The following is a 24,770-nucleotide window of genomic DNA, read 5'->3' on the forward strand; positions in this document are numbered from 1 at the left end:
GTGCCGGGCGGTGCCGCGTCCGGGGGCCGGGTACGGCGGGTGCGCGCCCGCCGGACCGGCGGATCCCGGACTGATACGGTGTCACGCGCCGTTCGCCCAGGGCGACATGCCGGTGCGGGACCCGGCCGTCGCGGCGACGACGCATCCAGGTTCCACGGGGGAAGGTCCATCACCATGTCCGCATCCGCGCGCGTCCTTCGCGCCAGCCTCGCCACCGCTGCCGCCGCAGCCCTGCTGACCGCCTGCGGCTCCGACGGGGGCAGCAGCTCCGCGGCGTCCGCCGCACCCGCCACCACGGCCGCGTCCGCCGGCACCACCACCGCCCCACAGACCGCCGGGACGCCGACCGCGGGGACTCCGAGCGCCGGCGCCACCGTGGGCAAGGAGCCGTGCGGGCCGGCGGCCGGTGCGAAGTGGGTGTACGTCGAGGGCATCCAGATCGAGACCACCGGCCTCCTGCTCAACGGCAGTGCGCCGAAGGTCACCTGCCACGGCGGTGCCACCGCGCCGACCGTCGAGCGGCAGCCGGACGCCCCCACCGACACCTACCCCCTGGCCCCGACCGCCAAGGTGCTGCTGCAGACGCCCGGCAAGCAGCAGGCGCCCGCCGCGACCGCCGACGACCTCGCGAAGCTGTTCAAGGCCCACGGCGAGGGCAAGAACACCTTCGGCGCGTTCGGCTGGCAGGGCAACGTCTTCACCATCCGCACCGACGCCCACAACACGGTCGTCTTCGCCGCGCAGGGCCTGAGCGTCAACCCGTGAGCAGGCGCCCGGCCGCCGGCCCACCGTCCCGGGGCCGGCCGGCCGGAGCCCCGGAGCCGAATTGACCCTCCCCCTGCGTCAGGCCCGAAGCTGAGGCCGACGAAAGGGCACGGGGATGAACCACTCCGTCGGACAGGTCGCGGCGTTCGCCGGGATCACCGTCCGCACACTGCACCACTACGACCGGGCGGGACTGCTCTCGCCGAGCGGCCGCAGCGACGCCGGCTACCGCCTCTACGACGACGCCGACCTCGCCAGGCTGCAGCAGATCCTCTTCTACCGCGAGCTCGGCTTCCCGCTCGACGGGATCGCCGCGATCCTCGCCGACCCGGACGCCAACGCCCTGCAGCACCTCCTGGACAGGCAGCGCCAGTTGGGCGAGGAGATCGCGCGACTCCAGCGGCTCGCCGAGGTCGCGGAACAGGCGATCGCCGTGCAGCGGACCGGCGTCGCGATGACCCCGCAGGAACGCTTCGAGGTGTTCGGCGAGATCGCCTTCGACCTGAGCTACGCCACCGAGGCCCAGCAGAAGTGGGCGCACTCCGAGGGACAGCGCGAGTCCATGGCGCGCGCCGCCGCCCACTCCAAGGAGGACTGGCGGCAGCTCATGGCCGAGTCCGCCGCCTGGCGGTCCGAACTCCTCGCCGCCTTCGACGACGGCGAACCGGGCGACGGCGAACGGGCCGCCGACCTCGCCGAGGAGCACCGCCTGCACATCGCCCGCTGGTTCACCACCTGCCCGCCCGAGATGCACCGCCGGATCGCCGACGACTTCGCGACCGACCCGCGCGCCTTCGCCCTGGTCGTCCCGCCCTCCCAGCAGCGCCCGGGCCTCGCGGGGTACCTGCACACCGCCGTCCACGCCAACGCGGACCGCCGCACCGCCCGTCCCGCCGACCGGCACGATGTCGACCACCATGACTCCGGGGAGTCACGATGAGGATCCTGATCGCCGCCGCCGGCTCCCGCGGCGACATCGCGCCCTACACCGGCCTCGGTGCCGAACTGCGCCGCGCCGGCTACGAGGTCGCCGTCGCCGCCGCCGACCCCTTCGCCCCGCTCGTCCGCGCCGCCGGACTCGAGTTCCGCAGCCTGCCCGCCGACACCCGGCCCCGCCCCGGCACCGGCCCTGCCCCGGACCGCCGCGAACTGCTGCGCACCGCCGGTGCGTTCGTCACGGAACTCGGCCAGGGTTTCGCCGACGCGGTGGACGGCGGTGCCGACCTGCTCCTGCTGTCCGCGACCACGGCACCGCTCGGCTGGCACCTCGCCGAGGCCACCGGCATCCCGAGCCTCGGCGTGCACCTCCAACCCACCGCTCCCACCGGCGACTTCCCGCCGACCGTCCCCGGCGTCCGCCCGCTCGGCCGCCTCGGCAACCGGACCACCGGACGCCTCGCCCTGCGGATCGCCGACCGGCTGTACGACCCCGCCGTGGCGCGACTGCGCGGCCGCCTCGGACTGCCACCGCTCTCCGCCGCCGCGATGCGCCGACGGCAGGAACGGGCGAACTGGCCCGTCCTGTACGGCTTCAGCACCGCACTCGTGCGCCGGCCGGCCGACTGGCGGCCCGGTCTCGACGTCGTCGGCCCGTGGTGGCCCCACGTCGACCCCACCGAGCGACTGCCGCAGGCGGTCGAGGACTTCCTGCGGGCCGGGCCGCCGCCCGTGCTCGTCGGCTTCGGCAGCATGGCGGCCGGCGAGGGCGAGCGGCTGGGCGACCTCGCCGTACGGGCGCTGCGCCGGGCCGGTCTGCGCGGCATCCTCCAGTCCGGCAGCGCCGGGCTCGCGGCCGAGGGCGAGGACGTGCTCACCGTCGGGGACCTCCCGCACGCGCTGCTGTTCCCACGACTGGCCGCCGTGGTGCACCACGCCGGGGCCGGCACCTCGGCCGCCGCGCTGCGGGCCGGCGTCCCGGCGGTCACCGTGCCGGTCACCGCCGACCAGCCGTTCTGGGCCGGCCGGCTGGCCGCGCTCGGCGCCGCGACCGAGCCGATCCCCTTCGCGTCCCTCACCGCCGCACGGCTGGCCGAGGCACTGCGCCGGGTCGTGCGGCGGCCGGCCTTCGCGCAGGCCGCCGCGGGGGCCGCGGAGCACCTGGCGGGCGAGGACGGGGCGGGCCGCGTCCTGCTGGCCGTCCGGCGGCTGACCGGCGGGTGACCCGGGCCTCGGCGGCGGGCGCTCCTCGGTGGCGGCCGTTCGCCGGTGGACGGACAATCCGTCGTGGTCCTGGAGACACCGGAGGCGGCATGACCGACCCGCAGACGATCCTCGAACACGCCCGCCACGGCGCCGCACCGGCGAACTGGCGGGTCTTCACCAAGAAGCGGGGGAAGCTGTCCGGCCTGCTGCACGGCTCCTCGCACGACCCCGACCCGCTGCTGGTGATCACTCCCGAGGGCGCCGTCGAGTACCGCGACGACCGGACGCCGCCGGACGTCGTGCGGTTCGACGACCTGGCCGGGGTGGAGCTGAAGGTCCGCGGGCAGAGCTTCTCCGACAGCACCACGGTGAGCATCGCCGCCTGGCTCGACCTCCACCACCGCGACGGGGGGAAGGCGAAGTGGCGCCCCGTCTCCTTCGGCGACGAGCTGGAGGCGATCCAGGCCTTCCTGGAGGCGTACGGCGCCCACAGGGCCCTCCGCGGCGGGTGACGGGCCGGGACGATCGTCGGAGGCGGACGCTAGGGTGCCCACCCGTGGATGCCGTCGATCTCGAAACCCGGACCCGCTCCGGATGGATTCCGCCCCGGCTGGTCGCCCTGATGGTGGAACGCGGCCACCTCGACGAGGTGGCCGCGCAGGCCCGTGGGGGCGACTGGTTCTGTGCGAGGGCGTGGGCGGGGGCCCTGGCCGGGGCGGGCCGCTTGGAGGAGGCACTGACGGCGCTCGCGCCGTTCACCGCCACGGGCCGGTGGAAGGCCGTCGAGACCGAGGCCGGACTGCTGGAGCGGTGGGGACGGCCGCAGGAGGCCGTCCTCCTGGTGCGTCCGCACGCGGAGCGGGGACACCCGCCGGCCGTCGCGCATCTCGCGCGGCTGCTCGCCGGGCAGGGCCGCGGCGGCGAGGCCTTCGACCTGCTCCGGCCGTACGTCGAGGACTGGTCGCTCGCGGAGGCGCTGGTCGAGGTGACCGCCGGTCTCGGCCGGGACGAGGAGGTCGCCGCCCTGCTGGCCGACCGGATCGAGGCTGCCGAGCGGTGTGACGGGCCGTGCGGCTGCCGGTCCGTCACACCCGACAACGCCGTGGAGCTGCTGGCTGAGGTCCGCGAGCGGCAGGGCCGGATCGACGAGGCGATCGCCCTGCTGCGCACCCGTGCCACCACGTCGATCGACGGGCGCGACCAACTGGCCGAGCTGTTGGCCCGGAGCGGCCGGATCGGCGAGCTCCGCGCGTACGCGGCGACCGACTCCCACGGCCATGCCGCCCGGTGCCTGGGGGACCTGCTGGAGGAACGCGGCGACCCGGACGGCGCAGCCGCGGTGTACCGCCGGCACGCCGAGGAGCACGGACCGGGCGGCAACTCGCTCGACCTCCTGGCGCAGCTCCTGGTGCGGCACGGCCGGGTCGACGAGGCGATCGAGGAGGTGCGCTCACGGGTCGACAGGCCCGGCGGCGGCACCGACGAGCGGGCCGTCGACACGCTGTTCCGGCTGTACGCCGACCACGGGCGGGCCGAGGAGGGGCTGACCCACCTCGACGCCCTCGAACCCCGCCTGGGATCCGAAGACGTGGAGCCCCTCCGGCTGCGGCTGGGACTGCTCGTCGCCGCCGGACACGTCGACCGGGCGGTCGGAGCCGCCCGGGCCCACCCCGCGAGCGGCTCGGGGTACGGCGCCTCGCACGTGGCCGGGCTGCTCGCCGGGGCCGGGCGGCCGGAGGCGGCCGTCGCGTACCTGGAGCAGTGCCGCTCGGTCATTCCCGCCGATCTCGCGCGGCACCTGGTCGAGGTCGGCCGCATCGGGGACGCCCTGGCGGCCCTCCGCCGGCCGGTGCCGCGCATGGTCCCGCCGTCCGCGAGCGACGGCCCGCCCACCGACCGGCCGCCCTTCTGAGGAGCAGAACCTCCTGGCCATCGGCCGGACCCGGCGGTACCCGGTCCGCTGACGACCTGCCACGGTGGCGGTCGGCGGGGGTGCGATACTCGCGGACGAATCGATCAGCACCCGCCGTGGCCGGGCCGGGCGGCCTTCCGTCGTCAGTGGAGCCATGGACCGTACCGCGTCACCCCCGTCACCGGCCCGCCGCATCCGCAGGGCGGTGCTCGCCGGTCTTGCGGTCCTCGGCGCTGCGGCCGTCGCCTTCCTCGCGCAGCGCCCGCTGCACCAGCACGGCGGGGGGTGGCACGGCTGGCTCGGCACGATCAACGGCGTGGTGTTCCTGACGACGGCCGGACTGCCGTTGGCCGTGCTGGCCGGGTGGGCGCTGGCCCGTCGTCGCCGCGCCGGCGGGACCTCCCCGGGGTGGGCGCGGCGCGCGTCGCTGGCCGAGGTCGGCATGGTCTACGGGACGCTGCCCTGGGTGTGGATGATCCTGCTGCCGGGCGCCGGGGCCGGCTCGGCTCCCCGCCGGGTGAGCCTGGTGCCGCTGCGGGACCTGTACGCGGTGCTCGCGGGCGCCCCGCTCACGGCGACCGTCCAGGTCGTCGGCAACCTGCTGGTCTTCGCCGCGCTGGGCTTCCTCGCCCCGGTGCGGTTCGCGGCGCTGGCCTCGGTGCCGCGCGTCCTGGCGCTCGGGGCGGTCTGCTCCGTCCTGGTCGAGACGGCGCAGTACGTGCTGTGGCTGGACCGGGTCTCCTCGGTGGACGACGTCCTGCTCAACGCCGCGGGTGCCGGGCTGGCCGCGCTGGCGTCCCGCGGCCGGTGGCGTCCCGCGGCCGAGCCCTCGGAACGACCCCGGCCGGCTCAGGTCCCGGCGCGCTGAGTCGTCGACCGCACGGCCTGCCGGGACGGCCCACCGCACGGCCCGCCGGGGTGGCGCAGTGCGCCGGGGGAGGGCGCGGAGAAGCACGGCACCGGCGGGTGGCGGTCGGCCCGCGCTGTGCGGGGTCCCGACCCCGGGCCACCGACCGGGTTCCATGACCGGGAACGGCGGCCGGGGAACGGTGACCAGGGAGCGGCGGTCCGGTGCGGCGTCATCTCCGTGCACCCGTCCGGGCCGGGCGACTTGGCCAGTTGCGCATGTGTTCACATGTGCGTGTGGCAGCGCCCGGTGCCTCCGGGCCGATACCGTCCCCGACATGCGGCGCCGAGGCCGTCCGACACCGGCGGGCCCTCGTGCCCGGTCCGGGCCGGGCCTGTGACCTGCGTTGCTACAGTCGAACCAGTACGCGAACCCACGACACGGACGGTGACCCCCATGCATGCCGGCGCCCCGCAGCAACCCTCCGTCGCCACGGTGCCGCTCTACCAGATCAAGGCCGAGTTCTTCAAAACCCTCGGTCACCCCGTGCGCATCCGGGTCCTCGAACTGCTGAGCCAGCGCGAGCACGCCGTCGCCGAGCTCCTCACCGACGTCGGCGTCGAGGCATCCAACCTCTCCCAGCAGCTCGCCGTGCTCCGCCGCGCCGGGGTGGTCACCTCCCGCCGCGACGGAGCCACCGTGATCTACCGGATCGCCAGCCCGGAGGTCGCCGAACTCCTCGCCGTCGCCCGGTCGATCCTGACCGACGTGATCACCGGCCGGGCGGAGCTGCTCGGGGACCTGCGCCCCGGCACCTGACCGCCCGCCATGTCCGCCGGGGCGGCGGTCAGCCCTCCCGGCCGGTGCTGCGGGCGACGTCCGCGACCAGCCGGGCCGTGGCCGGGGCCCCGATCCCGTGCGCGGCGGCGGCACGCAGCACCGCCCCGCCGATGGCGTCGAGTTCGAGCGGCCGGCCGGCCTCCGCGTTGCGCTGCATCGAGGACCTCATCCCGTGCGGCGACCGGTCGAAGAACCCGAGCACGTCCTCGCTCCTGACCGCCGTGCCCGCGGCCCGCGCCACGGCGGTGACCTCGTCGACCACGGCGGCGAGTTCCGGTCGCCGGTCACTGCGGACCGTTCCGGCGCCGGCCCGGTAGCGGGTGGTCAGCAGCGCGAACGGGGCGAGGAAGGCGAGCTTCTCCCAGAGCATCGCGGACTCGTCGGTGCGCAGGGTCACGCCGAGGCCGGCCGTCCGCAGCGCGTCCGCGAGGTCGTCCACCGGGGCGGCGAGTTGGACGTCGGCGAACGGGCTCCCGTGGACGATGCGGCCCGGCGCCGTCCGGGTGGCCTCGACCCGGATCGTGCCGGCCGCGACCCGCGCGGCGGGGTAGCGCCCGCGCAGGACGGCCGGGTGGTCGAGGCCGTTGAGCAGCGGAACGACGACGGCACCGCCGAGGACGTCGGCCGGCACGCGGTCGAGCGCCGCTTCCAGGGCGGTCTGCTTGACCGTCACGAGGAGGGCGTCCACCGGCCGTCGCAGCACGGTGTCCGCCTCGACCGCCGCGGTGAACTCCCCGTAGCGGGCGCTCTCGACGTGCAGACCGTCCGTGTCCAGCACGGCGGCGGTGGACTCGCCGGCCAGGCAGAGGACGCGGTGGCCGTCACGGGCGAGGAGTGCGCCGATCAGTCCTCCGACGCCGCCCGGTCCGAGGACGGCCACGGTCAGGGGGGTGGTGGTCACATGTGCTCCTGTCGTCTCCGGGTGCAGGGCGCGGGTGCGGCCGAGCGCCGCGGCACGCCGTTCGGACCGGCGCGGGGCAGCGACGGCCCGAAGCGGGTCGACACCCGCCGCCGCAGCCACCGCGTCCGGAGCGGGTGGAGGCGGCGGCGGGTTGCCGCCCTGGGCCCTGCAACGATCTTCGAGCACGGCGAAAACCCAAGTCAATCCTCGGGTTTGCTCGCAGAGACCCAAGCGGTACCTTGGGTCGCCGTGACCCTCGACGACCTCCGCGTCTTCACCGCCGTCTGCCGGACGGGTTCGCTGAGCGCAGCGGCCCGGGAGCTGTCCTGCACCCAGTCCGCCGTCAGCCAGCACGTGAAGCGGCTGGAACGCGAGGTGGGGCTGAGCCTGATCGAACGGCACACCCGCGGCGTGGTGCCGACGGCGTTCGGGCGGATGCTGGACGCGGCCGTCACCGAGGGCCTGGGGTGCATCGACCACGCCCTGCGGCGACTGGAGGAGACGGCCCGGGCCGGTGCGGGCTCGGTGCGGATCACCACGGGTGCCACCACCGTGCGGCACTTCATGGCCGCCGCCGTCGTCGACTTCCGGCGGCGATTCCCGCGGGTCAGCCTGGAGTTCCAGACCGAGACCTCCAGCCGCGGCTGCTTCGACGCCCTGGCGGCCGGCAGCGTCGACCTCGCCTGGATCACCCTCGGGCCCGCCGCCCGCGCCGTCCAGCAGCGACCGGTGGTCGAACTCCCGTGGTCGCTCGCCGTCTCGGCGGCCGATCCGCTGGCCGCGCGGACGGAGGTGGCGCCGGCGGACCTCCAGGACACGCGACTCATCGGACTGCCGGAGAACTCCACCGCACGGCGCCAACTCGGCGCGTGGCTGGCGGAGTCCGGCATCCGTCCGGTCTTCGACACCAGCGTCACCGACTGGGACACCGCGATCCTGCTCGCCGAACTCGGCCTCGGCCGCGCCGTCGTCCCGACGCTTCCCGCCTGGAGCGGTCCCGGCCACCCGGACCTGCGGTTGATCCCCCTCCCCGGACTGCCGGCCCTCACCGCGGGCTGGGCGGTCCGCCGCTGGGACGCCCTCTCCCCACCGGCACGCGCCTTCGCCGAGACCGTCGAGCACCACTGCGGCACCGCGACCGTCCCCGAACAGCGGCGGGCCGTGGCCCACCCGGAGCCGTCCGGGCGGTGAGTCACGGCGCCCGTGCACGGCGCACGGACCGTCCGGTGGATCGTCCGGTGGACAGACGGGGCGCGGCCGCCGGCTCAGGCGTCCCGGTCGGGGGCGCGGCGCTGCGCCCGGTCCTCCTCCGGGGTGCCGGGGCGCTCGCCGGGCTCGCAGTGGTAGCAGCGGAAGGTGCGGTCGTCCTGCCGGTACCACTGGTGGTCCCCGCAGTCCTCGGACCCCTTGGGGAACAGCCGCATCAGGGCGGCGGGCAGCGCGATCCGGGCGTCGGTGCGCCACCGGTAGCGGCCGGTGCCGCTCAGAAGAACCACCCGGGCGTCTCCCGGTAGACGGGAATCGGGTAGTCGCAGGACTCCCCGCCGTTCTGCCGGAAGTCGGCGGCCGCCGCGGTGGCGATGCCCGCGCCGACACGGTCGAGTCCGTCGGCGCCGACGACCGCGGTCAGCGCGAGGAGCACGTACACGAGCGGTGCGGCGATCCGGGCGGGCGGGTCGACGACCAGGTGGACGACGCCGAGCGCGCAGACCAGGCCGGCGAGGAGGACCGCCGGGACGGCCACGAAGCCGATGAGGGAGAGCTCGGCCGGCGTCGTGCAGAGCACGTGCACGTCCTGCGGCCGGGGCTTGGTCACCACCCGCTCGAAGACGGCGGCGGCGACGAGGAGCACGCCGCCCATCGGCAGCAGCGCCCAGCGCTGGGAGACGGGCCGGGTGCGCTCGGCGGTGGCTAGCAATGCGGTGTGCCTTCCGGTTCGGCGGGGCCGGAGGGAACCCGCGCCGTTGATCCGGGAGAGCGTAGCCGACGGGCGCGCCGATCCCGCAGGTGGTCGTCCCGCCGGCGGCCCACGAGGGTCGCGTCCCGTAGTACAGTCCGCTCACATGATCCACTCGGGGGGGCGGATGACCCAGAGGCGTCGCAGACAGGTTGCGTGGGGGCTCAGAGGACTGGCGCTGGTGCCGTTGCTGGCGTACCTGTCGGGCATTCAGGCTTCCCACTCGGGCGGGCTGGTGGAGGTCGAGCAGTGGTTCAACCACCCCGTGCCGCTGGTCGGGGCGGCGGTCGTCCTGACGGTGGTCTCGGCGGTGGTCGAGCTGGAGTTCCGCACGCAGTGGTCGCAGATCGGCTGCGCGGCCGGCCTGGTGGCGCTCATCCTCGGCGGCGTGCCGATCGCGTTCCTGGCCCTGGCGCTCGGCGGGTCCGGGACGCCGGTGGACCGGACGGCCCGGCCGGGCCACCCGGACCACGTGCTGACCGTGACCAACAAGGCCTTCTCGATCGACCCGGTCTACCACGTGGAGCTCATGACCGGCAGCGGCTGGTCGGCCCGGCACTGGGACCTGGGCGTGTGGGACGAGCGCGACGGGCGCGGCTGGTTCCAGAAGGCCGAGTGGTCGGGGCCCGACCGCATCACGGTGACCGCCGAGAGGGAGGTCAGGGTCATCACCGTCGACCCGGCCACCGGCCGCCCCGGCGAGCCGACGGTGACGCGCCGGTAGCCCACCGCGGCAGCACGGCGGACCGGACCGGCCCGGTCCGGCGGCGGCGACCGGGCCACCGTGCGCCGGACGACCGTGCAGCAGGGCACCGAGCCCGGCTGGGCCGGCGCCGCCCTGGCCGCCGCGCCGGACTCCACCTCGCCGCCATTTTCATGTGGTCAGCGAGATGAACCGAAGGAGTGCCCCGCAGGGACCGGCCGAGGATCCTCAGCCCTTGGGACTGACGGTCCAGGGCATCTCCGTCGAGCCGGAGGCCGCAAATCCGGTGGCGCCCCACTCGGCGCCCCAATTCCTGCCGGCCCAGTCACGACTGGGCGACCAGAGCGGCCGGGCCACCTCGGGGCCCCACACCGCGGGGTCCGCACGCACCAGGAGTTCGGCCTCCGCGGCGTACCCGCCCGTCAGTACGGTCACCAGGAAGTCCGCGAAGCCGCCGTCGAAATGATCGAGCCGATCCTCGAAGAACACCGTCACCGGCCACTTGTCGGGATCCGGTCCGATCGTGCGCCAGCAGCACTGGTTGTGGTTGCTGTTCCAACCCCAGGGCAGCAGGCCGTCCGGGTCCGGGAAGACCGGAGTGGCGCCCGGTGGATTCCAGTAGCATTCCTCGCCCTCGACCTGGTCACGGAAGCTGATGTCGGTGTCGTAGCGCCACCAGGCCAGACCACTCGGCTCCACGCCGCGCGGTTCCGATGTCGGGGTGTACACACCCCACTCGCCGTTCAGCACCACCCCGCCGTACAGGTCGATGAACGCCCGGTAGTCCGAGGGGAGTCGGACACCCATTTCAACGGGCGCCAGCTCCCACGGAACACGGGCCGGGACGTAGAGCGGTTCCCCCATGATCGCCCGAAGTCGATTCCACGCCTCAGCCATCCCCTTGCCTTCCTGCCGACCCGTCGGACACACCGATGCGCACCCTAGGAGACGACTCGGACAGGCATCTCATGAAGGCGGTGGCCCTGCCGCCCGATGATCCGAAAGAGACCTAGGCCTGCTGATCGCCGGCGAACTCGCCGACCGCGGCGCGCAGGTGATGATCTGCGCCCGTGATCCGCAGGAACCCACCACCGCCGAACGGGAACTGAGCCGGCGCGGCACCGTCGCGTCCACCGTCTGCGACCTCGCGGATCCGGACGCCCCGGAGCGGCTGGTCGCCGCCACCGTCGAGCGGTTCGGCCGGTTCGACGTGCTGGTGAACAACGCCGGACTGATCAAGGTCGGCCCGCTGCAGGCCTTCGGCGCCGAGGACTTCGACCGGGCACTGGACGTGATGGTGCGGGCGCCGATCCGGCTGGTGCTCGCGGCGCTGCCCGGTATGCGCGAGCGCCGCAGCGGCACGATCGTCACCGTCTCCTCGATCGGCGGCCGCATTCCGGCCCCTCACCTACTGCCGTACGTCGCCGCCAAGTTCGCACCGGCCGGACTCTCCGCGGGCCTGCGGGCCGAACTCGCCGCCGACGGCATCGGCGTCACCACCGTGCTGTCGGGCCTGATGCGCACCGGCTTCCACCGGGCCGCCGCCTTCGCCGGGCGCCCGGAACACGAGTACGCCCGGTTCGCGCCCGCCGCGAGCCTGCCGCTGCTCTCCATGGACGCCGCGCGTGCCGCCCGGGCGATCGTCCGGGCCGCCGAACGCGGCCGCCCGGAACTGGTGCTCACCCGGCCGCCAAGCTCGGCAGCCGGGTGTACGGCCTCGCGCCCGCCACCACCACCCGGGCCCTCACCCTGGCCGCCCGCCTGCTGCCCTCCGCCGGCACCCGGCCGAGCCGCCCGGTCCCGGGCACGGACGCCGCCGCCGAGGCCGAGCACAGGCACCCGCCGCTCGGCGCACTGACCGCGCTCGGGGACCGCGCGGGACGCAGCGCCAACGAGCCACGGTGACCCGGCACAGTCGGTCCGAGCTCTCCTCCTCCGTCGAATCCGCTCGTCGAGCAGGCGCGGGCCGGGGCGATCCCGGCGGCGACCAGATCGGCGGGCTGTCCGTGGTGCCGCAGCCCGTCCGGGCGGCTCGCAGCCGGCGCGGTGCAAGGTCCGCGACCACGAGTCCCGGATCGGGCGGCCCCGGCCGGCATCAGCTATGTGCGATGAGTCACCCTGACCGCCGAACAGAGCGAGGTCACCTGTCTCGGCTCCGTGGTGGTCGGCCCGCGGCTGTCCCGTCAGGTGGCGGGTGCGCCCTCGGGCTCGGTGGCCGGCTCCGGAGGGGCGGATGTGGGCTCCGGCTCGGAGTCGGTGTCCGGTTCCGGTTCCGGGGGCATGCTGGGCGTCAGCTGGCGCATGAGAGCCGCGTTGGTGTCCTGCACCGCGTCGTCGGCAGGGTTCGGGTCGAGACGGGCGACGAGATCGCGGGCATGGAGACGGACCGTGGCCTCAAGCAGGGTGGCGTAGGTGTCGGCGGCGGCGCGGGTGCGCTGCCGGCCGGCGACGGCGAGCACCGTGGTGGTGAGGAGGGCAGGCCACCACCATGCGGCCAGCGGAAGGTAGAGCAAGGCCCAGGCACTCAGCGCAGCAGCGCGGGTGAGGCCCTGCCGCGCCGTCGTGATCTCGCCGCGGACGGTGTCCGGAAGGACCAGCCACAGGTGCGGCCAAAGGGCGGCCAGGTCGAGGTTCTGGTCGCGGCCCAGGCGCAGCGCCGCAGCGTTCACGCGGTCGCCGGTCCAGGTGGGGCGGTCGGGTGCTTCGGGGGCGATCCTGGTCATGGCCGTCCATGCGGTCCGGAGCTCGGTGGCCTGCTCCTCGGTGCGGGCCAGGTCGGTGCCGGCCAGGCGGGCCATGGCTGCGCGGGCGCCGTCGGCGTTCCGCAGGCGGTGCCATTCCCTGGCGTAGTGCTTCCAACGGCGGTTCCTGCTGTCCCTTGCCCGCCGGGCGAGGGCGCGGGCCGGCGCGGGCCAGCTGCGCCAGTCGGCGGCCAGGTGGATTCGCTCGACGAGGGAGCCCAGTGCCTGGGCGGCCAGGCCGATGCCGGCGGCGCCGCCCAGTACCGCCGCCAGGAGGACGGTCTGGCCGCCGGCAGTGCGTACGGAGGGGGAACCGGCCCAGGCGGTGATTTGGTCGGTGAGCCGCTGCAGGTCGAGCGCATGGGCCTGGCCCAGGGTGTGGGCGACGGCCATGACGGCCAGGTACAGGGCGCCGGGCAGGACGAGCAGGGAGAGCCACCGGTCGGCGAGCTTCTTGCCGAGTTCCCCCAGCAGGCCGCCCACCGGCTACCGCCGCTCGCGGTGCAGGGCGTCTCCGCTCACTGCGCATCGTGGTACGGGAGCGGGGCCCTGCGGCCGCCAGAAGCGAGTGCATCGCGCCTCGGGACAGAGGTAGACCGGATCGGACGGGAGGCCCCGATCGATTCCGACGGCGTGGACGCCTCGGTCGCCGGTGGTCCCGTGCTGGTCGAAGGCCTTCAGGCCGCGTACGACCCCGACGGCCTCGAGCACGGTGTGCAAGGTGTCCAGCCGGTCGCCCACGTCCTCGCCGGCCCGGGCCGCCCGGATCAGCTCCCGGAGGAGATCGTCACTCCCCAGCTGCCCCGCCCGCAGGCGTCTCCCGATCTCCTGTTCCTGCGCGCACACAATCGCCATCCGCTGCGCAGTCTCTTCCGCACCAGCCATGTGTCCGAAAACCCCCCAGCTCCCCGACAGCCTCGCCGCTCGAGATCGGGCCGTCCGGTGGGGAGCGTATCCGACTGGCCTCCAGTTCAGCAGAGGATCGGCTGACTGCCTGTCAGCAGAAGGCTCTTCTCAGTAGCATCGCCGTTGCGATCGATCGGGGGGCATGGTGCGTGAGGCACAACTGGCCGCGCTGCAGGCACGGGTGGACCGGACCTTGGAGAGCGGGGATCCGTCGTGGGTCCTGGGACCGGGTGTCCTCCGTGACGCCCGACGGCTGGCCGAGGCCCATGACGACGTCGAGGTCCGCTACGCCCTCGGCTGGTTCCGCTGGAGTCGGTACCTGTACGGCGGCCGGCGGAGCTTCTCCCGGGACGAGCTGACAGCCGAGCTGAGGGATGCCGTCGAGGCGTTCACCGTGTGCTTCATGCTCGTCGGTGCCGATGATCTGCCCGAGCCGCTGCTGCCCGTGATCGCGGAGCGTGCGGCCCTGCAGGCTGTCGCGGCCTTCCGGCGTGCACAAGGCTCACCCGACCGCATCAGCTGCGCCGTCGCTGCAACGATGGTGCGGCGCGTCCTGGCCGCCACTCCCACCGACAGCCCGAAGCGCGCGGAACGATTGGCGTTGGTCGCCGAGGTGGTTCGTGACTGGGGCGTACGCGGCCTGCGGATCCTGGACCCGGATCTGCTTCTCGCATGCGTCCGCGGGGCTCTGGAGGCCGCTCCTGACGACCACCCGGACCGCGTGGCGTGGCTGACCGACATCGCAGGCCTGCTCCAGGCGCGCGGCCAGCGGACCGAGTCGGCGGACGACCTGGACGAAGCGGCCGAAGCGGCGTGGGAGGCCGTGGTCGAGGCCGGTCCTGACCACCCCGACATCGCGGAGCCGCTGTGGATGCTGGGCATCACCCTGGCGAGCAGGCACAACGTGACCGCGGAGGACACTGACCTCGACAAGGCCATCACCTACCTGCGGATGGCGCTCTCCGCCACCCCCGCCGACCACCCGCGGCACGCGATGCGGCTCTCGCACCTCGGCACAGCGCTCCGCGCCCGCTACCAGGCCAAGGGGGAACGGGCCGACCTGGAGGAGTCCATCGAGGTCGGCCAGCGGGCCGTGTCGGTCGGCTCGGCCGAGGAATTCGTCCACGCGGACGCGCTGGCAACGCTGGGGAACGCCCTGTGGGCCCGGCGACTGTTGACAGGGTCCGCGGACGACCGGGACGAAGCCATCGTTCTGGGGCGGCAGGCGGCGGCCACTGTGTCCGATCAGGAGCGGCCGGTCGTGCTGGCGAACCTGGGAGGCCGGTTGGCCCAGCGGTTCGACCGGACAGGGGCGCTGGCGGACGCGGACGCCGCCGTCGAACACCTGCAGGAGGTGACGGACGCCACGCGGGCCCGCGGCGACTCCGTGTTCCTGGAGGCGGCAGCGAATCTCAGCTCCGTGCTGATGCGGCGGTTCGAGGTGACCGGCGCGCTGGCGGACCTGGACGAGGCCATTGCGAAGGCGCGCGAGGTCGTTGCCGCTGCCGCCACCGAGCCGCTCTACCTGTGGGGTGCCCGGGGCAACCTCGCAGTCATGCTGATGCGGCGGTCGGAACGGACCGGCACGTCGGCGGACCTGGACGAGGCCGTCACCCTGGCGCGTGCCGCCGCGGCCGCGGCCACCGAGCCGCACCGCAGCAGACTCCTGGCCAACCTCGGCAGCGTCTTGCAGGCGCGGGCCGAACTCGGCGAGTCGGCCGCGGACCTGGACGAGGCGATCACCGCGGCGCGGGCCGCCGCGGCCACGACCACCGACCCGGTCGACCTCGCTTCGGCGCAGTCCGGCCTCGCCAACGCACTGATGCGGCGGTCGGAACTGACCGGCACGTCGGCGGACCTGGACGAGGCCATCACGATCGGGCGGCAGGTGGCGGACACCGTGCCTGCCGATTTCCTCGAACGGGCGACCTGCCTGTCGAACCTCGCCGGTGCGCTGACCGTCCGGTTCCGACGGTCGGCGTCCCAGACAGACCTGACGGAGGCGATCTCCCACTACCTGGCAGCGGCGAAGGCGGCCGCCACCGCCTCGGCCGCGGTCAACGCCTCGTACCGGGCCGCTCGTCTGCTGGCCGAAACGGGAGACCACGGACGAGCGGCACAAGCGGCGGAGAACGCGGTACTGCGGCTCCCCGAGGTGGCCCCACGCCGTCTTGAACGCGGGGATCAGCAGCACGCAGTAGGGCAGTTCTCGGGGCTGGCAGGCCGCGCCGCCGCGCTGGCACTCGCCGCCCCCGGCGGTACGGATGCAGAGCGGGCGGCTCGGGCGCTGCGCCTGCTGGAGGCCGGCCGGGCGGTTCTGATCGGCCAGACGCTGGAGACCCGCGGTGACCTCACCGACCTGTACGCGCTCCGGGCCGACCTGGCCACCCGTTACGTCGAGCTGCGCGCGCGGCTCGACGCGGGGACGAGGACGACCGCGGCGATCCGTCCCCTCGGCGGGACGGCCGACGAGGAGCTCGCCCACGAGCGCCTGGCCCGGGGCCGGCGCGTGGCGGCAGAGGAGTTCGCCGCGCTGCTGGAGGAGATCCGCGACCTGAAGGGCTTCGCCTCCTTCGCCCTGCCGCCCACCGACGAGGAGCTCATCGCCGAGGCTGCCCACGGCCCCGTCGTGGTGTTCAACATCAGCGAGTACCGCAGCGACGCACTGCTGATCACCACCGACGGCATCAGGAACCTGGAACTGCCGGGCCTCACCCCCGGCATGGTGACCGACCAGGTGAACCGCTTCCGCAACGCCCTGCACACGGCGCGCGCGGCCACAGAGGCGACCGACGCGGAGCTGGCCGCGGCCCAGCGGGCCGTGGTCTCCGTCCTCACGTGGCTGTGGGACGTGGCGACCGGCCCGGTGCTGGCGGCGCTGAACATGCACGGCCGCCAGGATGTCTCGGACGACTGGCCCCGCGTGTGGTGGGTTCCGGGCGGGCTGCTGGGCCTGCTCCCCCTGCACGCCGCCGGCTATCACAACGACCGTCCGGAGAGGCCGCGCCAGCGGCGCACCGTCATGGACCGCGTCGTCTCCTCCTACACCCCGACGGTCCGCGCGCTGCGCCACTCCCGCGAACGTGCCGCCCGTGCCACGGGCGGCACGCCGGCCCGAAGCCTGGTGGTGGCGATGCCGACCACTCCCGGTCTGCCGGGAAACGGCCGACTGCACTACGTGGGGAAGGAAGTGGCGATGCTCCTCGGGCGGCTGCCCGATCCGGTCCTGCTCGAGGAACCGGACCCCGAGAACGGCCGTGCAGTGTCGGCCGGCGCCCTGCCGACGCGAGACCACGTCCTCGCCCAGCTGCCGCACTGCTCGATCGCGCACTTCGCCTGCCACGGTTTCAGCGACCCGGCCGACCCGTCCCGGAGCCTCATGCTGCTCCACGACTTCGCGCAGGCTCCGCTGACCGTGGGCAGCCTCGCGTCCGTCGCGCTCGACGAGGCGCGGCTCGCCTACCTGTCGGCCTGCCGCACCGCGGCCATCGACAACTCCGAGCTGCTGGACGAGGCCATCCACCTCACGTCGGCCTTCCAGCTCGCCGGCTTCCCCCATGTGATCGGCACCCTGTGGGAGATCGACGACCAGGTTGCCGTCACGGTCGCCTCGCTGTTCTACGCCGGCCTCGGAGCCGGCCGGGCGTCGCCGGACCCGGACCGGGCGGCCCGTGCGCTCCACCAGGCTGTCCGTCGGGTCCGCGACGGTTACGGGCTTCCGCCTCACCTCAACCTCAACCTGAACGGGGCACCGAGGCTCTGGGCCGCCTATCTGCACGTGGGCGCCTGAGCGGTCGATGCGCCGACTGTCCGTCCCGTTGGACAGGGAGGCGTGCAGCTTCGTGTCGGCAGGTTCGTCGAAGGTGTCCAGGGCCAGTTCCTGCACGGGTCGGTGGCACCCGGACGGATCGGACGGCCCAGCCGGAGTACCGGCACCGCGGGCGGGCCGCCGACGTGCTCCACCGGTTCCTCGCCGCGGTCGCCCTCGGGCTCCTCTCCCGTCAGGGGCGCTTCCCCGGTCCCCTGGGCAGAGCGGGAGCGAGACCGGACAGCCGGTGTGCAGGAGCGCAGGGCTCGGCCGGCGACCTGCTGCACGGTCAGATGAGGACTTGGGCGAACAGGCCGGTGACGTCGGCGGCGAGAGCGAGGACGGCGGCGAACCCCGCGTCCGCGCCCGCACGGGCGGAGGGGTGGGTGACGAGTCCTACCCCCTCCGCGCAGCTTCCGACAGCCCGGTCGGTCGGGCGGCCTGTTCTGATGGTCCCGGTCAGTCCGCGGTGATGCGGAGGTTGGCGAGGACGGTGGTGTCGTCGTCGGCGAGGGCCAGGATGCGGCCGCTGCGGTGCCAGTAGGTGGCGGTGGTGGCGTGGCGGCGGACGCCGACCGGGGTGGGGCGGCCGTCGGGGCCGCTGGGTGCGGCGGGGACACGGAGGGTCAGGAGCGGGCTGTCGGTGGGGCGGCGGCCGGCCCGGACGGTGAGGTCACCGGTGCCGGATACGGGGACGGTCAGCGCCCAGTCGTCGCCGTCGGTGTGCGGGGGCGCGACGGGCAGGCCGTCGACGGTGAACGGGCCCGGGGTGGGGACGCCGAACCAGCGCAGGGTGGTCCGGCCCGCCTCGCGGTCGGCGGTGGTGAGCAGCCGGCCGCCGCCGGCGAGTGCGGCGAGGCCCACGAACGTGCCGGCTGAACCGAGTTCGTCGTCGGTGAGGGCGGTCCGGGAGGTCAACCGCCAGCCGGGCAGCTCCCAGGTCCAGCACTCGGTGAGTCCGGTGCCGAAGCGGGGACGGGTCAGGACGATGGCGGAGCAGCGGTTCGCGGTGCGCGACGGCGGGCCGGCCGGGCGCTGGTCCCCTTGGGCGTTGTCGCCGCCGAGTTCTCGCCAGACGACGGTGGGCCGGTCCGCCGCGGTGTCGAGGACCACGATGCCGTGAGCGTCGACGCCGATCAGGTGCCGGCCGTCGTAGGTGCCGAGCGTGGCGGTGGAGCGCAGGGTGGTCCAGGGTCGCAGCGTTCGGGTGGCGAGGTCGAGCCGGGAGATCTCGGTGACCCGGCCGTGGTCGGCGATCACGAGGGCGTTGCCGCCGTGGTCGGCGAGGACCAGGCGGTCGGCGGGGGTGTCCCAGCGGGCCTTGGTCCGCCCGTCGGGTGTGAGCAGCCGGACGCCTGCCTGGCCGCAGGCGAGTAGCAGGGCGCCGGAGTGCAGGTAGGCCGCGTCGAGTACCGGGAGGGTGCCGGGGCGGTCGGCGGCGGTGAGTTCCAGCGGTCGTCCGCCGCTTCGGCCGGGTCGGACGGGACGGGGCAGGTCGGCGGCGGTGAGTGGGTCGGCGCGGGCGAGCAGGCGGTCGAAGCGGGCGCGGTCGGTGCCCTGGGCGGCGTGTGTGCCGAAGCCGCCGTCGCGTACGGCGGCGCGGGCGGCGGCGGTCGCCAGTTCGCGGTCCACCACCGGGTCGGCGGCTGGGAGTTCGGACAGGGTGGTGAGCAGGGCTGCCCGCCCGCCGCGACCGGACCGCTCGTCGCTGTCGATCACGGTGCGGGCGAGTTGCACGGTCGCGGCGGGCGCGCCGAGGGCGAGCAGGTGAGCGAGTGCCCGGCCCTGGGCGGGGCCGCCGAGGGCCACCGCGTCGCGCAGGTCGGCGACGACGGAGCCGCGCAGTTCCTCCTCGGGCCAGACCGCTTCGACGGCGCCGATCCGGTCGCCGGCGCTGCGGCAGTGCTGTGCCCAGGCGAGCCGCAGTTCGCGGGCCGCGGCCGGGTCGGTGGCGGTGAGCCGTTCGACGGCGAGCGGGAAGGCGCCGCGCCGGTGGGCGGTCCGCACGGCGCGGTCGCGGTCGCCGGCCCGCCACCAGAGACGGACGACCAGGTCGGGGTCGAGTTCGCGGCCCTCGGCCAGTTCGGCGGCCTGGGCGGTGCGGCCGTGCCGGTCGAGGAAGGCGACCGCCTCGCCGGACCGGTGCAGCAGGTCGGCGAGGACGAACGCGGCCTCGTCGATGCGGCCCTCGCGTTCCAGGGCCTCGGCGGCGGCACGGTAGAGGCCGGTGAGGTACTGCTGCGCGTCGAGGCCGGAGAGTGCGGACGTGCCGCCGGGGACGGCGACACCCGGGGTGGCGCGCAGTGCGCCGGTGTAGCGCGACGGCAGGCCGAGGCTCAGCCAGTCCTGCCGGTCGCCGCCGGGGGCGCCGAGCTGGATGGCGTCGCGCAGCGCGTCCTCCCAGCGCTTCTCCCGGAACGCCCGGTCGAGGCGGTACAGGTAGCGGGCGTGGCGGCCGCGGACCAGGGCGGCGGCGGGGCTGCGCAGGGTGAGCCGGGCGAGCAGGCCGCGCAGCAGGGGACGGCGGGGCCGGCCGCCTGCTGCTGAGCGGCCCGCTGCGCCGGCCGCCGTCCCGGGGCGGCCGGTGCCTGCTGCGCCGCCGCCCGCGCCGCCGGTCTGCTGCCGCCGGGCACGAGCGGCGAGGGCGACGACCAACAGGAGGACGAGACCGAACAGCGGCGACGCGGATCCGATGTCGCCCGAGGCGAGCCCGTCGACCGTCCGGACCAGGATCAGCACGAGGCCGATCAGCACGAGACCTGCGCCGGCGAGGTTCACGAGGAGTCGCAGCGCGGTCCGGGCACCGTGGAGCGCGGATCGCAGGAGGCGGCCGAGGCCGCGCGGTGGCCACAGTCCGGCCCGGGATGCCGCGCCGCGGTGCGGGGTCTTCGGTGACGGCCCGCGGCGGGTGAAGCGCGGCCCGTCGGCCGTCCGGCGCAGGCGTGGCCGGGGCAGGGCGATGACGGGCAGGCGGTCGCGGAGCCGGGGCTTACGGGTTGTGTCGAGCAGCCGGTCGGCGGTGGCCGAGCGGGCGCCGAGTCCGGCGGCGGTGCGCAGATCGGGGGCGGCCGGGGGCGGCACGGCGTCGACGACGGGTGCCGGGGCGGGCAGGGTGCCGACGGGGCCGAGCCGGTGGACGGTGAGGCCGCCGGGGTCGAGCCAGTCCGCCGGGTCGACGGTGGGCAGTTCGGCGATCGGGTGCGCCTCGATGCGGCCGCGGGTGGTGAGCAGCAGGTACCCGGCGGGTGCGTCGGTGGGGCCGGTGCCGACGGCGACCAGCGCGCCGGCGGTGCGGCGCACGGGCAGTCCCGGGGCCAGGTCGGCGCGGACGGTGACGGGTGCGCTCAGGGTGAGGAGCCAGCGCCCGTCGGGCAGGCGGTGCAGTTCGGCGCCGTCCTGCCAGTGGGCGAGGACCCGGGTGGCGGCCTCCGCCGGTCCGGTGACGGGGGTGTCGAGGACGAAGCCGGCGGCTTCGACGGTGCCGCGGAAGTCCCCGGGTGCGGGCGGGCGGGCGGTGGTGGTGCGCGGGTCGGGCCCGTCGGCTGCTGCGGGGGTGCGGGCGGCGGCCCGGTCGGTGGCCGGGCGGGCCGGGCGGGGCGCCCCGCTGGTGCTCACTGGTCGCTCCCGATGACGTGGTGGATCCGTCCGGTGCCCGCGTCGCCGACCAGGATCCGGTCGGGGCCCTTGGGCACGGCGATCAGGGGCAGGGTGGGGTGGAGGGCGGGGCGGCCGCTGCCGCCGGACAGCCGGGCGAGGGTGCGCCGACCGTTGGCACCGGCAGAGCGCAGTACGGCGTCCTTGCGGCCGACGGTGATCAGGGCGGCACCCTCGGCGCCGTGGGTCAGCCCGATCACGTCCGCCTGCTCCCGGACGGTGACGAGCTGGTGGCCGCCGTCGCGGTCGACGAGATCCCAGGTCTGGCGGTCCGTGCTCCAGGCGACGGCGCCGGCGCCGTGCAGCAGGTGGCGCGCCTGCGCGGCGCCGGCCGGCAGGTTGCCCTGGTACAGGCGGGTGTCACGGGCCCGGTCGTAGGGCAGGTCCGCTGCCTGTCTGCCGACCGGTCCGTCGTCCTGGGCCCGGCCGTCCGGGCCGATCCGCCACCAGCGGCCGGCAATGGGCAGCCGCAGGAACCGGTCGTCGACCAGGAGCGGCAGCACCGGCTCGGTCAGCAGCGCGTCCAGGCCGTCGCGGTCGAGCCCGAGAGCGGCGCTGTCGGGGACCACGTACTCGCCGCGTTCGCAGAACCGGCGCCCGCTCACGTACGGGAAGAGCCGGCGGTCCCGGGCGCAGAGGACGATCAGGCGCCGTCCTGTGCGGCCGGCGGCCAGGGCGGGCCCGGGCAGGTCGTGGCGGCGGGCGCGGACCGTGGTCGCCTGCCGGGCGGTGCCGGGCAGGTGCACGGCGAGCAGGACGTCCGCGTGGCGGCCGCGGGCCAGCAGGGTGCGGGAGTCGGTGGTGAAGACCGGCAGGGCGCCGCCGCGGACTCCGGTCGGCAGCACGGCTTGCACCGGGGCGGCGCGGCGGAAGGCGGCGCCGCGCAGTGCCCGGACGGCGATGTCGGGGGCGGGCAGTGGCAGCAGCGCGGTGGTGGGGGCGGCCCGGCCGGTGGTGATGTGCACCTCGACGCCGGTGGCGCCGTTCGCGTCCCACTGCGCGGGCCGCGCGGTCAGGGTCCGGGTGCCGGCCGGGAGGAGGGCGGCGAGGTGTTCGGAGGTGAGCACCCAGGCACGGTCGCCGTCCTCCAGGAGCTCGCAGGCGTGCCGGACGTCCTCGGGGGTCGGGTCGCTCCGGCGGCGGGCCTCCAGCCAGGCCGGGAGCAGGTCCTCCAGGTCGCCGTCGAGCCAGGTGCCGGAGAGGTCGCCGAGGATGCCGACCCGCAGATCGGTGCCGCGGGCGGCGGCCCTGCGGTGCAGGACGAGCAGGGCGGCGAGCTGGACGAGGCGGGCGGCGCCGGCCTGCTCCGGGCCGGTGTCCGCCAGCACGACGGTCCGGCCGGTCGGCGTGGGCGAGGTGAACTCGGGCGCGAGGTGCAGGAGTTCGCCGTCGACGAGGCGGCGGACGAACTCGTCGGGGAACTCGTCGGCGAGCAGCCACTCGGAGGGGAGCAGTTGGTCCGGGCGGCCCGTGCGGGCGAGGCCGCCGTGGCCGTCCGGGGTGCCCTGGGCCCTGGTGACCGGCTCGTGCTCGGAGACCAGAGCGTCCAGGCGGCGCAGCAACGGGCCCAGGGCGGTGGCGAGTTCGGGGGTGAGGGCGGCGAGGGAGGCCGACCAGGGGGCGAGGGCGGAGGGAAGGGCGCCGGTCATGCGGGACGGCTTCCGGTGGGCTGCCCGGCGGATCCGGGTGCGGCCGGCCCGGGCCCGGTGCGGGCCGGTGCGGGGCCGGGGGCCGGGACGGCGTCGGGCCGCGGCCCGGCATCCGGCTCGGCCGGAAGGAAGCGGTCCAGCGCCGCGGGGTCGGTGGTGAGCGGCGGCGGGTCGGCGACCATCGCATGCCCGGGCAGCAGGACGCACACCTGGCCGCGCCGGGCGCCGAGGGCGGCCGGCCACAGGGCGGCCGCGGGCAGCGGGCGTGCCGTGGTGGGCACGAGCAGGTCACCGTCGCGCCCGAGGTAGCGGGCACCGTCGGCCCAGGGCAGGTCGCCGGCGGCGCCGAGAACGAGCAGGGCACCGGCGTCCGCGAGCGTGCCGAGCCGCGCACCGGCGAGCAGCCGGGCGCGGGCCGCCGCGGCCAGCGCCGGCACGGCGTCGCCGAGCGCGAGCACCGCGGCGGCCGGCAGGGGCGGTTCGCGCCGTTCCCAGCGCAGCGTGAAGACCGGCTCCGCGGCCGAGCCGCGAACGCTGAGCGGCCCGGCGGCGGTGGCCGCGCCGGACGCGACCGCGCTGCCGGGGCTGCCGGGGCCGCCAGGGCGGGACGGCTGGACGGGAACGGACGCCTCGGCGGAGTTCATCTCGAGGAGACCGCCACGACCAGGTCCGCACGTACACCCCGGAGCACGGCCGGCAGGTCGTCCGGATCGAAGCCCGCGTCGATCTCACGCAGCGCGCCCTCCAGCCGCAGCCGCGAGTCCGGGCCGCTCGGAAGCGTCCCGTGCTCGGCGAGCAACGCGGCCGCGGAGCGCGCGAGCCGCTCGGCCCGGGCGCCGGCACTGCGCGACATCTCCTCGGCGGCGTGCACCAGGCTGTGGTTGGCGGACTTCTCGATCAAGTCGGCGAGGGTGTCCCGGGCGAGCGCCTGGGCGTCGGCGGTGGGGGCGACGAGCGGCAGCACCCACAGGTCGCGGGTGGTGGCGCGGTCCCGTCCGTCGAGGACGGCAGCGGCAGCCACCAGCCGCTGGGAGCGCACGGCCCGGCGATCGCTGACGGGGACTCCGGCGGTGCGCAGCCGGCGCAGGGCGGTGGCGACCGCCGGGGTGACGTCGGTGAGGTCGCAGGCCCGGGCCGCGGCGGCGAGGCGGTCGAGGGCACCGAGCAGGTCTGCGGGCCCCCCGGGTGCGCCGTGGGGCGGAGCACCGGCGCCCGCCGACAGCGGGACCGGGGCCGGGCGTCGCCCGGCCTCGAGGAGGTCCTCCAGCCGGGCGTCGGCGACCGGTTCGACGAACAGCCGGGCGAGGAACCGGTCGGCGAAGGCGGCGAGCTCGGGATCCTCGGGCAGGTGGTTGGCAGCGCCGACGCAGACCCGCAGCGGGCTGGCCAGGACCGTGCCGCCGCGGCGGAAGACCCGCTCGTTGAGCAGCCCGAGGAGGGTGTTCAGGACAGCGGTGGAACCGAGGAACACCTCGTCCAGGAAGGCGATGTCGGCCTCCGGCAGCATGCCCCCGGTCTGGAACTCGACGCGGCCCTCGCGCAGCCGCTGCAGGTCGACCGGTCCGAACAGCTCGTTCGGCTCCGTGAACCGGCCGAGCAGGTACTCGAAGTAGCGCCCGCCGAGTTGTCCGGCGACCCGCCGCACGGCCTCGGACTTCGCCGTCCCCGGCGCACCCACGACCAACAGGTGCTCACCGGCGACCGCGCACAGCGCCACGACCTCGGCGACGACCTCGCGATCGACCATGCCCCGGCCCGCGGCCGCGACGGCAGCCGCCACCGTCTCCGCATCCGACGCGCCCGCACCGCCGTGCGCAGGCACACCGTCCCGGCCGGGCACCGGGGCCGACGCGGCCGCCGGGATCGACGGGGACTCGGAGTGCAGCGGGACCGCAGGTTTCGGCTGCGCGGCGGCGGAGGGTATGTCGGTCATGATCACGGGAGT

20 protein-coding genes are annotated in these 24,770 nt (G+C 75.5%); 11 read left to right on the plus strand and 9 right to left on the minus strand.

Features of this window, described 5'->3' with window-relative positions; genetic code table 11:
- Positions 1-174 precede the first annotated feature (174 nt).
- From IE98_RS0108975 to IE98_RS0109005, 7 genes are all read left to right on the plus strand, one after another.
- On the plus strand, positions 175-765 hold the full coding sequence (locus IE98_RS0108975; protein WP_030267014.1) for a hypothetical protein: 591 nt from the start codon (positions 175-177) through the stop codon (positions 763-765).
- Positions 766-880: 115 nt separating this feature from the next.
- Positions 881-1,705, plus strand: coding sequence for a MerR family transcriptional regulator (locus IE98_RS0108980; RefSeq protein WP_030267016.1), 825 nt, complete (start codon positions 881-883; stop codon positions 1,703-1,705).
- Positions 1,702-2,925: a glycosyltransferase gene (locus IE98_RS0108985; RefSeq protein ID WP_030267019.1), complete on the plus strand. Its 1,224-nt coding sequence runs from the start codon at positions 1,702-1,704 to the stop codon at positions 2,923-2,925. The genes IE98_RS0108980 and IE98_RS0108985 overlap by 4 nt, the downstream gene beginning before the upstream one ends.
- A gap of 89 nt (positions 2,926-3,014) precedes the next feature.
- The gene (locus IE98_RS47795; protein WP_030267022.1) at positions 3,015-3,419 is read left to right on the plus strand and encodes a hypothetical protein; all 405 of its coding nucleotides are present in this window, start codon (positions 3,015-3,017) and stop codon (positions 3,417-3,419) included.
- A 44-nt stretch (positions 3,420-3,463) separates the two neighbouring features.
- Positions 3,464-4,819 (plus strand): tetratricopeptide repeat protein, encoded by a 1,356-nt coding sequence (locus IE98_RS47800; protein ID WP_043173768.1) that lies wholly within the window; start codon positions 3,464-3,466, stop codon positions 4,817-4,819.
- A 154-nt stretch (positions 4,820-4,973) separates the two neighbouring features.
- The gene (locus IE98_RS0109000) at positions 4,974-5,687 is read left to right on the plus strand and encodes a VanZ family protein (protein ID WP_078660867.1); all 714 of its coding nucleotides are present in this window, start codon (positions 4,974-4,976) and stop codon (positions 5,685-5,687) included.
- A 435-nt stretch (positions 5,688-6,122) separates the two neighbouring features.
- The gene (locus IE98_RS0109005; protein WP_052390310.1) at positions 6,123-6,485 is read left to right on the plus strand and encodes an ArsR/SmtB family transcription factor; all 363 of its coding nucleotides are present in this window, start codon (positions 6,123-6,125) and stop codon (positions 6,483-6,485) included.
- Between the two features lie 28 nt (positions 6,486-6,513).
- On the opposite strand, the gene IE98_RS0109010 is transcribed toward IE98_RS0109005, so the two are convergent.
- On the minus strand, positions 6,514-7,407 hold the full coding sequence (locus IE98_RS0109010) for a ketopantoate reductase family protein (RefSeq protein WP_030267031.1): 894 nt from the start codon (positions 7,405-7,407) through the stop codon (positions 6,514-6,516).
- Positions 7,408-7,656: 249 nt separating this feature from the next.
- Here IE98_RS0109010 and IE98_RS0109015 point away from each other — a divergent pair, with 249 nt between their 5' ends.
- Positions 7,657-8,598: a LysR family transcriptional regulator gene (locus IE98_RS0109015; RefSeq protein WP_052390311.1), complete on the plus strand. Its 942-nt coding sequence runs from the start codon at positions 7,657-7,659 to the stop codon at positions 8,596-8,598.
- Between the two features lie 74 nt (positions 8,599-8,672).
- Here IE98_RS0109015 and IE98_RS0109020 read toward each other — a convergent pair whose 3' ends face one another.
- Together IE98_RS0109020 and IE98_RS0109025 are read right to left on the minus strand one after the other, a co-directional pair.
- Positions 8,673-8,903, minus strand: coding sequence for a hypothetical protein (locus IE98_RS0109020; protein ID WP_030267035.1), 231 nt, complete (start codon positions 8,901-8,903; stop codon positions 8,673-8,675).
- A complete protein-coding gene (locus IE98_RS0109025; protein ID WP_030267037.1) occupies positions 8,891-9,325 on the minus strand; it encodes a hypothetical protein in 435 nt (144 codons plus the stop codon). The genes IE98_RS0109020 and IE98_RS0109025 overlap by 13 nt, the downstream gene beginning before the upstream one ends.
- 220 nt (positions 9,326-9,545) lie before the next feature.
- Here IE98_RS0109025 and IE98_RS0109030 point away from each other — a divergent pair, with 220 nt between their 5' ends.
- Positions 9,546-10,088 carry a hypothetical protein gene (locus IE98_RS0109030; RefSeq protein WP_030267038.1) on the plus strand — a complete coding sequence of 181 codons (543 nt, stop codon included), beginning with the start codon at positions 9,546-9,548 and terminating at the stop codon, positions 10,086-10,088.
- A 207-nt stretch (positions 10,089-10,295) separates the two neighbouring features.
- Here the strand turns inward: IE98_RS0109030 and IE98_RS0109035 are convergent, their stop codons facing one another.
- On the minus strand, positions 10,296-10,874 hold the full coding sequence (locus IE98_RS0109035) for an SMI1/KNR4 family protein (protein WP_030267041.1): 579 nt from the start codon (positions 10,872-10,874) through the stop codon (positions 10,296-10,298).
- Positions 10,875-11,124: 250 nt separating this feature from the next.
- Here IE98_RS0109035 and IE98_RS0109040 point away from each other — a divergent pair, with 250 nt between their 5' ends.
- A complete protein-coding gene (locus IE98_RS0109040) occupies positions 11,125-11,925 on the plus strand; it encodes an SDR family NAD(P)-dependent oxidoreductase (protein ID WP_234443463.1) in 801 nt (266 codons plus the stop codon).
- A gap of 325 nt (positions 11,926-12,250) precedes the next feature.
- On the opposite strand, the gene IE98_RS0109045 is transcribed toward IE98_RS0109040, so the two are convergent.
- Positions 12,251-13,291 carry a hypothetical protein gene (locus IE98_RS0109045; RefSeq protein ID WP_052390312.1) on the minus strand — a complete coding sequence of 347 codons (1,041 nt, stop codon included), beginning with the start codon at positions 13,289-13,291 and terminating at the stop codon, positions 12,251-12,253.
- Positions 13,292-13,856: 565 nt separating this feature from the next.
- Here IE98_RS0109045 and IE98_RS0109055 point away from each other — a divergent pair.
- Positions 13,857-17,504 (plus strand): CHAT domain-containing protein, encoded by a 3,648-nt coding sequence (locus IE98_RS0109055; protein WP_052390313.1) that lies wholly within the window; start codon positions 13,857-13,859, stop codon positions 17,502-17,504.
- A 477-nt stretch (positions 17,505-17,981) separates the two neighbouring features.
- On the opposite strand, the gene IE98_RS0109060 is transcribed toward IE98_RS0109055, so the two are convergent.
- The 4 genes from IE98_RS0109060 to IE98_RS0109075 are packed head-to-tail and all read right to left on the minus strand — an operon-like array spanning position 17,982 to position 24,758.
- Entirely contained in the window at positions 17,982-21,137 is a 3,156-nt protein-coding gene (locus IE98_RS0109060; RefSeq protein ID WP_030267055.1) for a bpX6 domain-containing protein, read from the minus strand.
- Positions 21,134-22,825 carry a hypothetical protein gene (locus tag IE98_RS44380; protein ID WP_052390314.1) on the minus strand — a complete coding sequence of 564 codons (1,692 nt, stop codon included), beginning with the start codon at positions 22,823-22,825 and terminating at the stop codon, positions 21,134-21,136. Before IE98_RS44380 ends, IE98_RS0109060 begins: the two co-directional genes overlap by 4 nt.
- Positions 22,822-23,469: a hypothetical protein gene (locus IE98_RS44385; protein WP_052390315.1), complete on the minus strand. Its 648-nt coding sequence runs from the start codon at positions 23,467-23,469 to the stop codon at positions 22,822-22,824. Before IE98_RS44385 ends, IE98_RS44380 begins: the two co-directional genes overlap by 4 nt.
- Positions 23,466-24,758 (minus strand): AAA family ATPase, encoded by a 1,293-nt coding sequence (locus IE98_RS0109075; protein ID WP_078660881.1) that lies wholly within the window; start codon positions 24,756-24,758, stop codon positions 23,466-23,468. Before IE98_RS0109075 ends, IE98_RS44385 begins: the two co-directional genes overlap by 4 nt.
- Positions 24,759-24,770 lie beyond the last annotated feature (12 nt).

Origin of the sequence: Streptomyces sp. NRRL B-24484 (genome assembly GCF_000717715.1) — a bacterium.
GTDB lineage: Bacteria > Actinomycetota > Actinomycetes > Streptomycetales > Streptomycetaceae > Kitasatospora.

Bases quoted from the DNA above. Each gene is read 5' to 3' on its own strand.
- IE98_RS0108975 (WP_030267014.1), top strand. From the start codon at position 175: ATGTCCGCATCCGCGCGCGTCCTTCGCGCCAGCCTCGCCACCGCTGCC.
- IE98_RS0108980 (WP_030267016.1), top strand. From the start codon at position 881: ATGAACCACTCCGTCGGACAGGTCGCGGCGTTCGCCGGGATCACCGTC.
- IE98_RS0108985 (WP_030267019.1), top strand. From the start codon at position 1,702: ATGAGGATCCTGATCGCCGCCGCCGGCTCCCGCGGCGACATCGCGCCC.
- IE98_RS47795 (WP_030267022.1), top strand. From the start codon at position 3,015: ATGACCGACCCGCAGACGATCCTCGAACACGCCCGCCACGGCGCCGCA.
- IE98_RS0109000 (WP_078660867.1), top strand. From the start codon at position 4,974: ATGGACCGTACCGCGTCACCCCCGTCACCGGCCCGCCGCATCCGCAGG.
- IE98_RS0109005 (WP_052390310.1), top strand. From the start codon at position 6,123: ATGCATGCCGGCGCCCCGCAGCAACCCTCCGTCGCCACGGTGCCGCTC.
- IE98_RS0109035 (WP_030267041.1), bottom strand. From the start codon at position 10,874: ATGGGTGTCCGACTCCCCTCGGACTACCGGGCGTTCATCGACCTGTAC.
- IE98_RS0109040 (WP_234443463.1), top strand. From the start codon at position 11,125: ATGATCTGCGCCCGTGATCCGCAGGAACCCACCACCGCCGAACGGGAA.
- IE98_RS0109055 (WP_052390313.1), top strand. From the start codon at position 13,857: ATGGTGCGTGAGGCACAACTGGCCGCGCTGCAGGCACGGGTGGACCGG.
- IE98_RS44380 (WP_052390314.1), bottom strand. From the start codon at position 22,825: ATGACCGGCGCCCTTCCCTCCGCCCTCGCCCCCTGGTCGGCCTCCCTC.
- IE98_RS44385 (WP_052390315.1), bottom strand. From the start codon at position 23,469: ATGAACTCCGCCGAGGCGTCCGTTCCCGTCCAGCCGTCCCGCCCTGGC.
- IE98_RS0109075 (WP_078660881.1), bottom strand. From the start codon at position 24,758: ATGACCGACATACCCTCCGCCGCCGCGCAGCCGAAACCTGCGGTCCCG.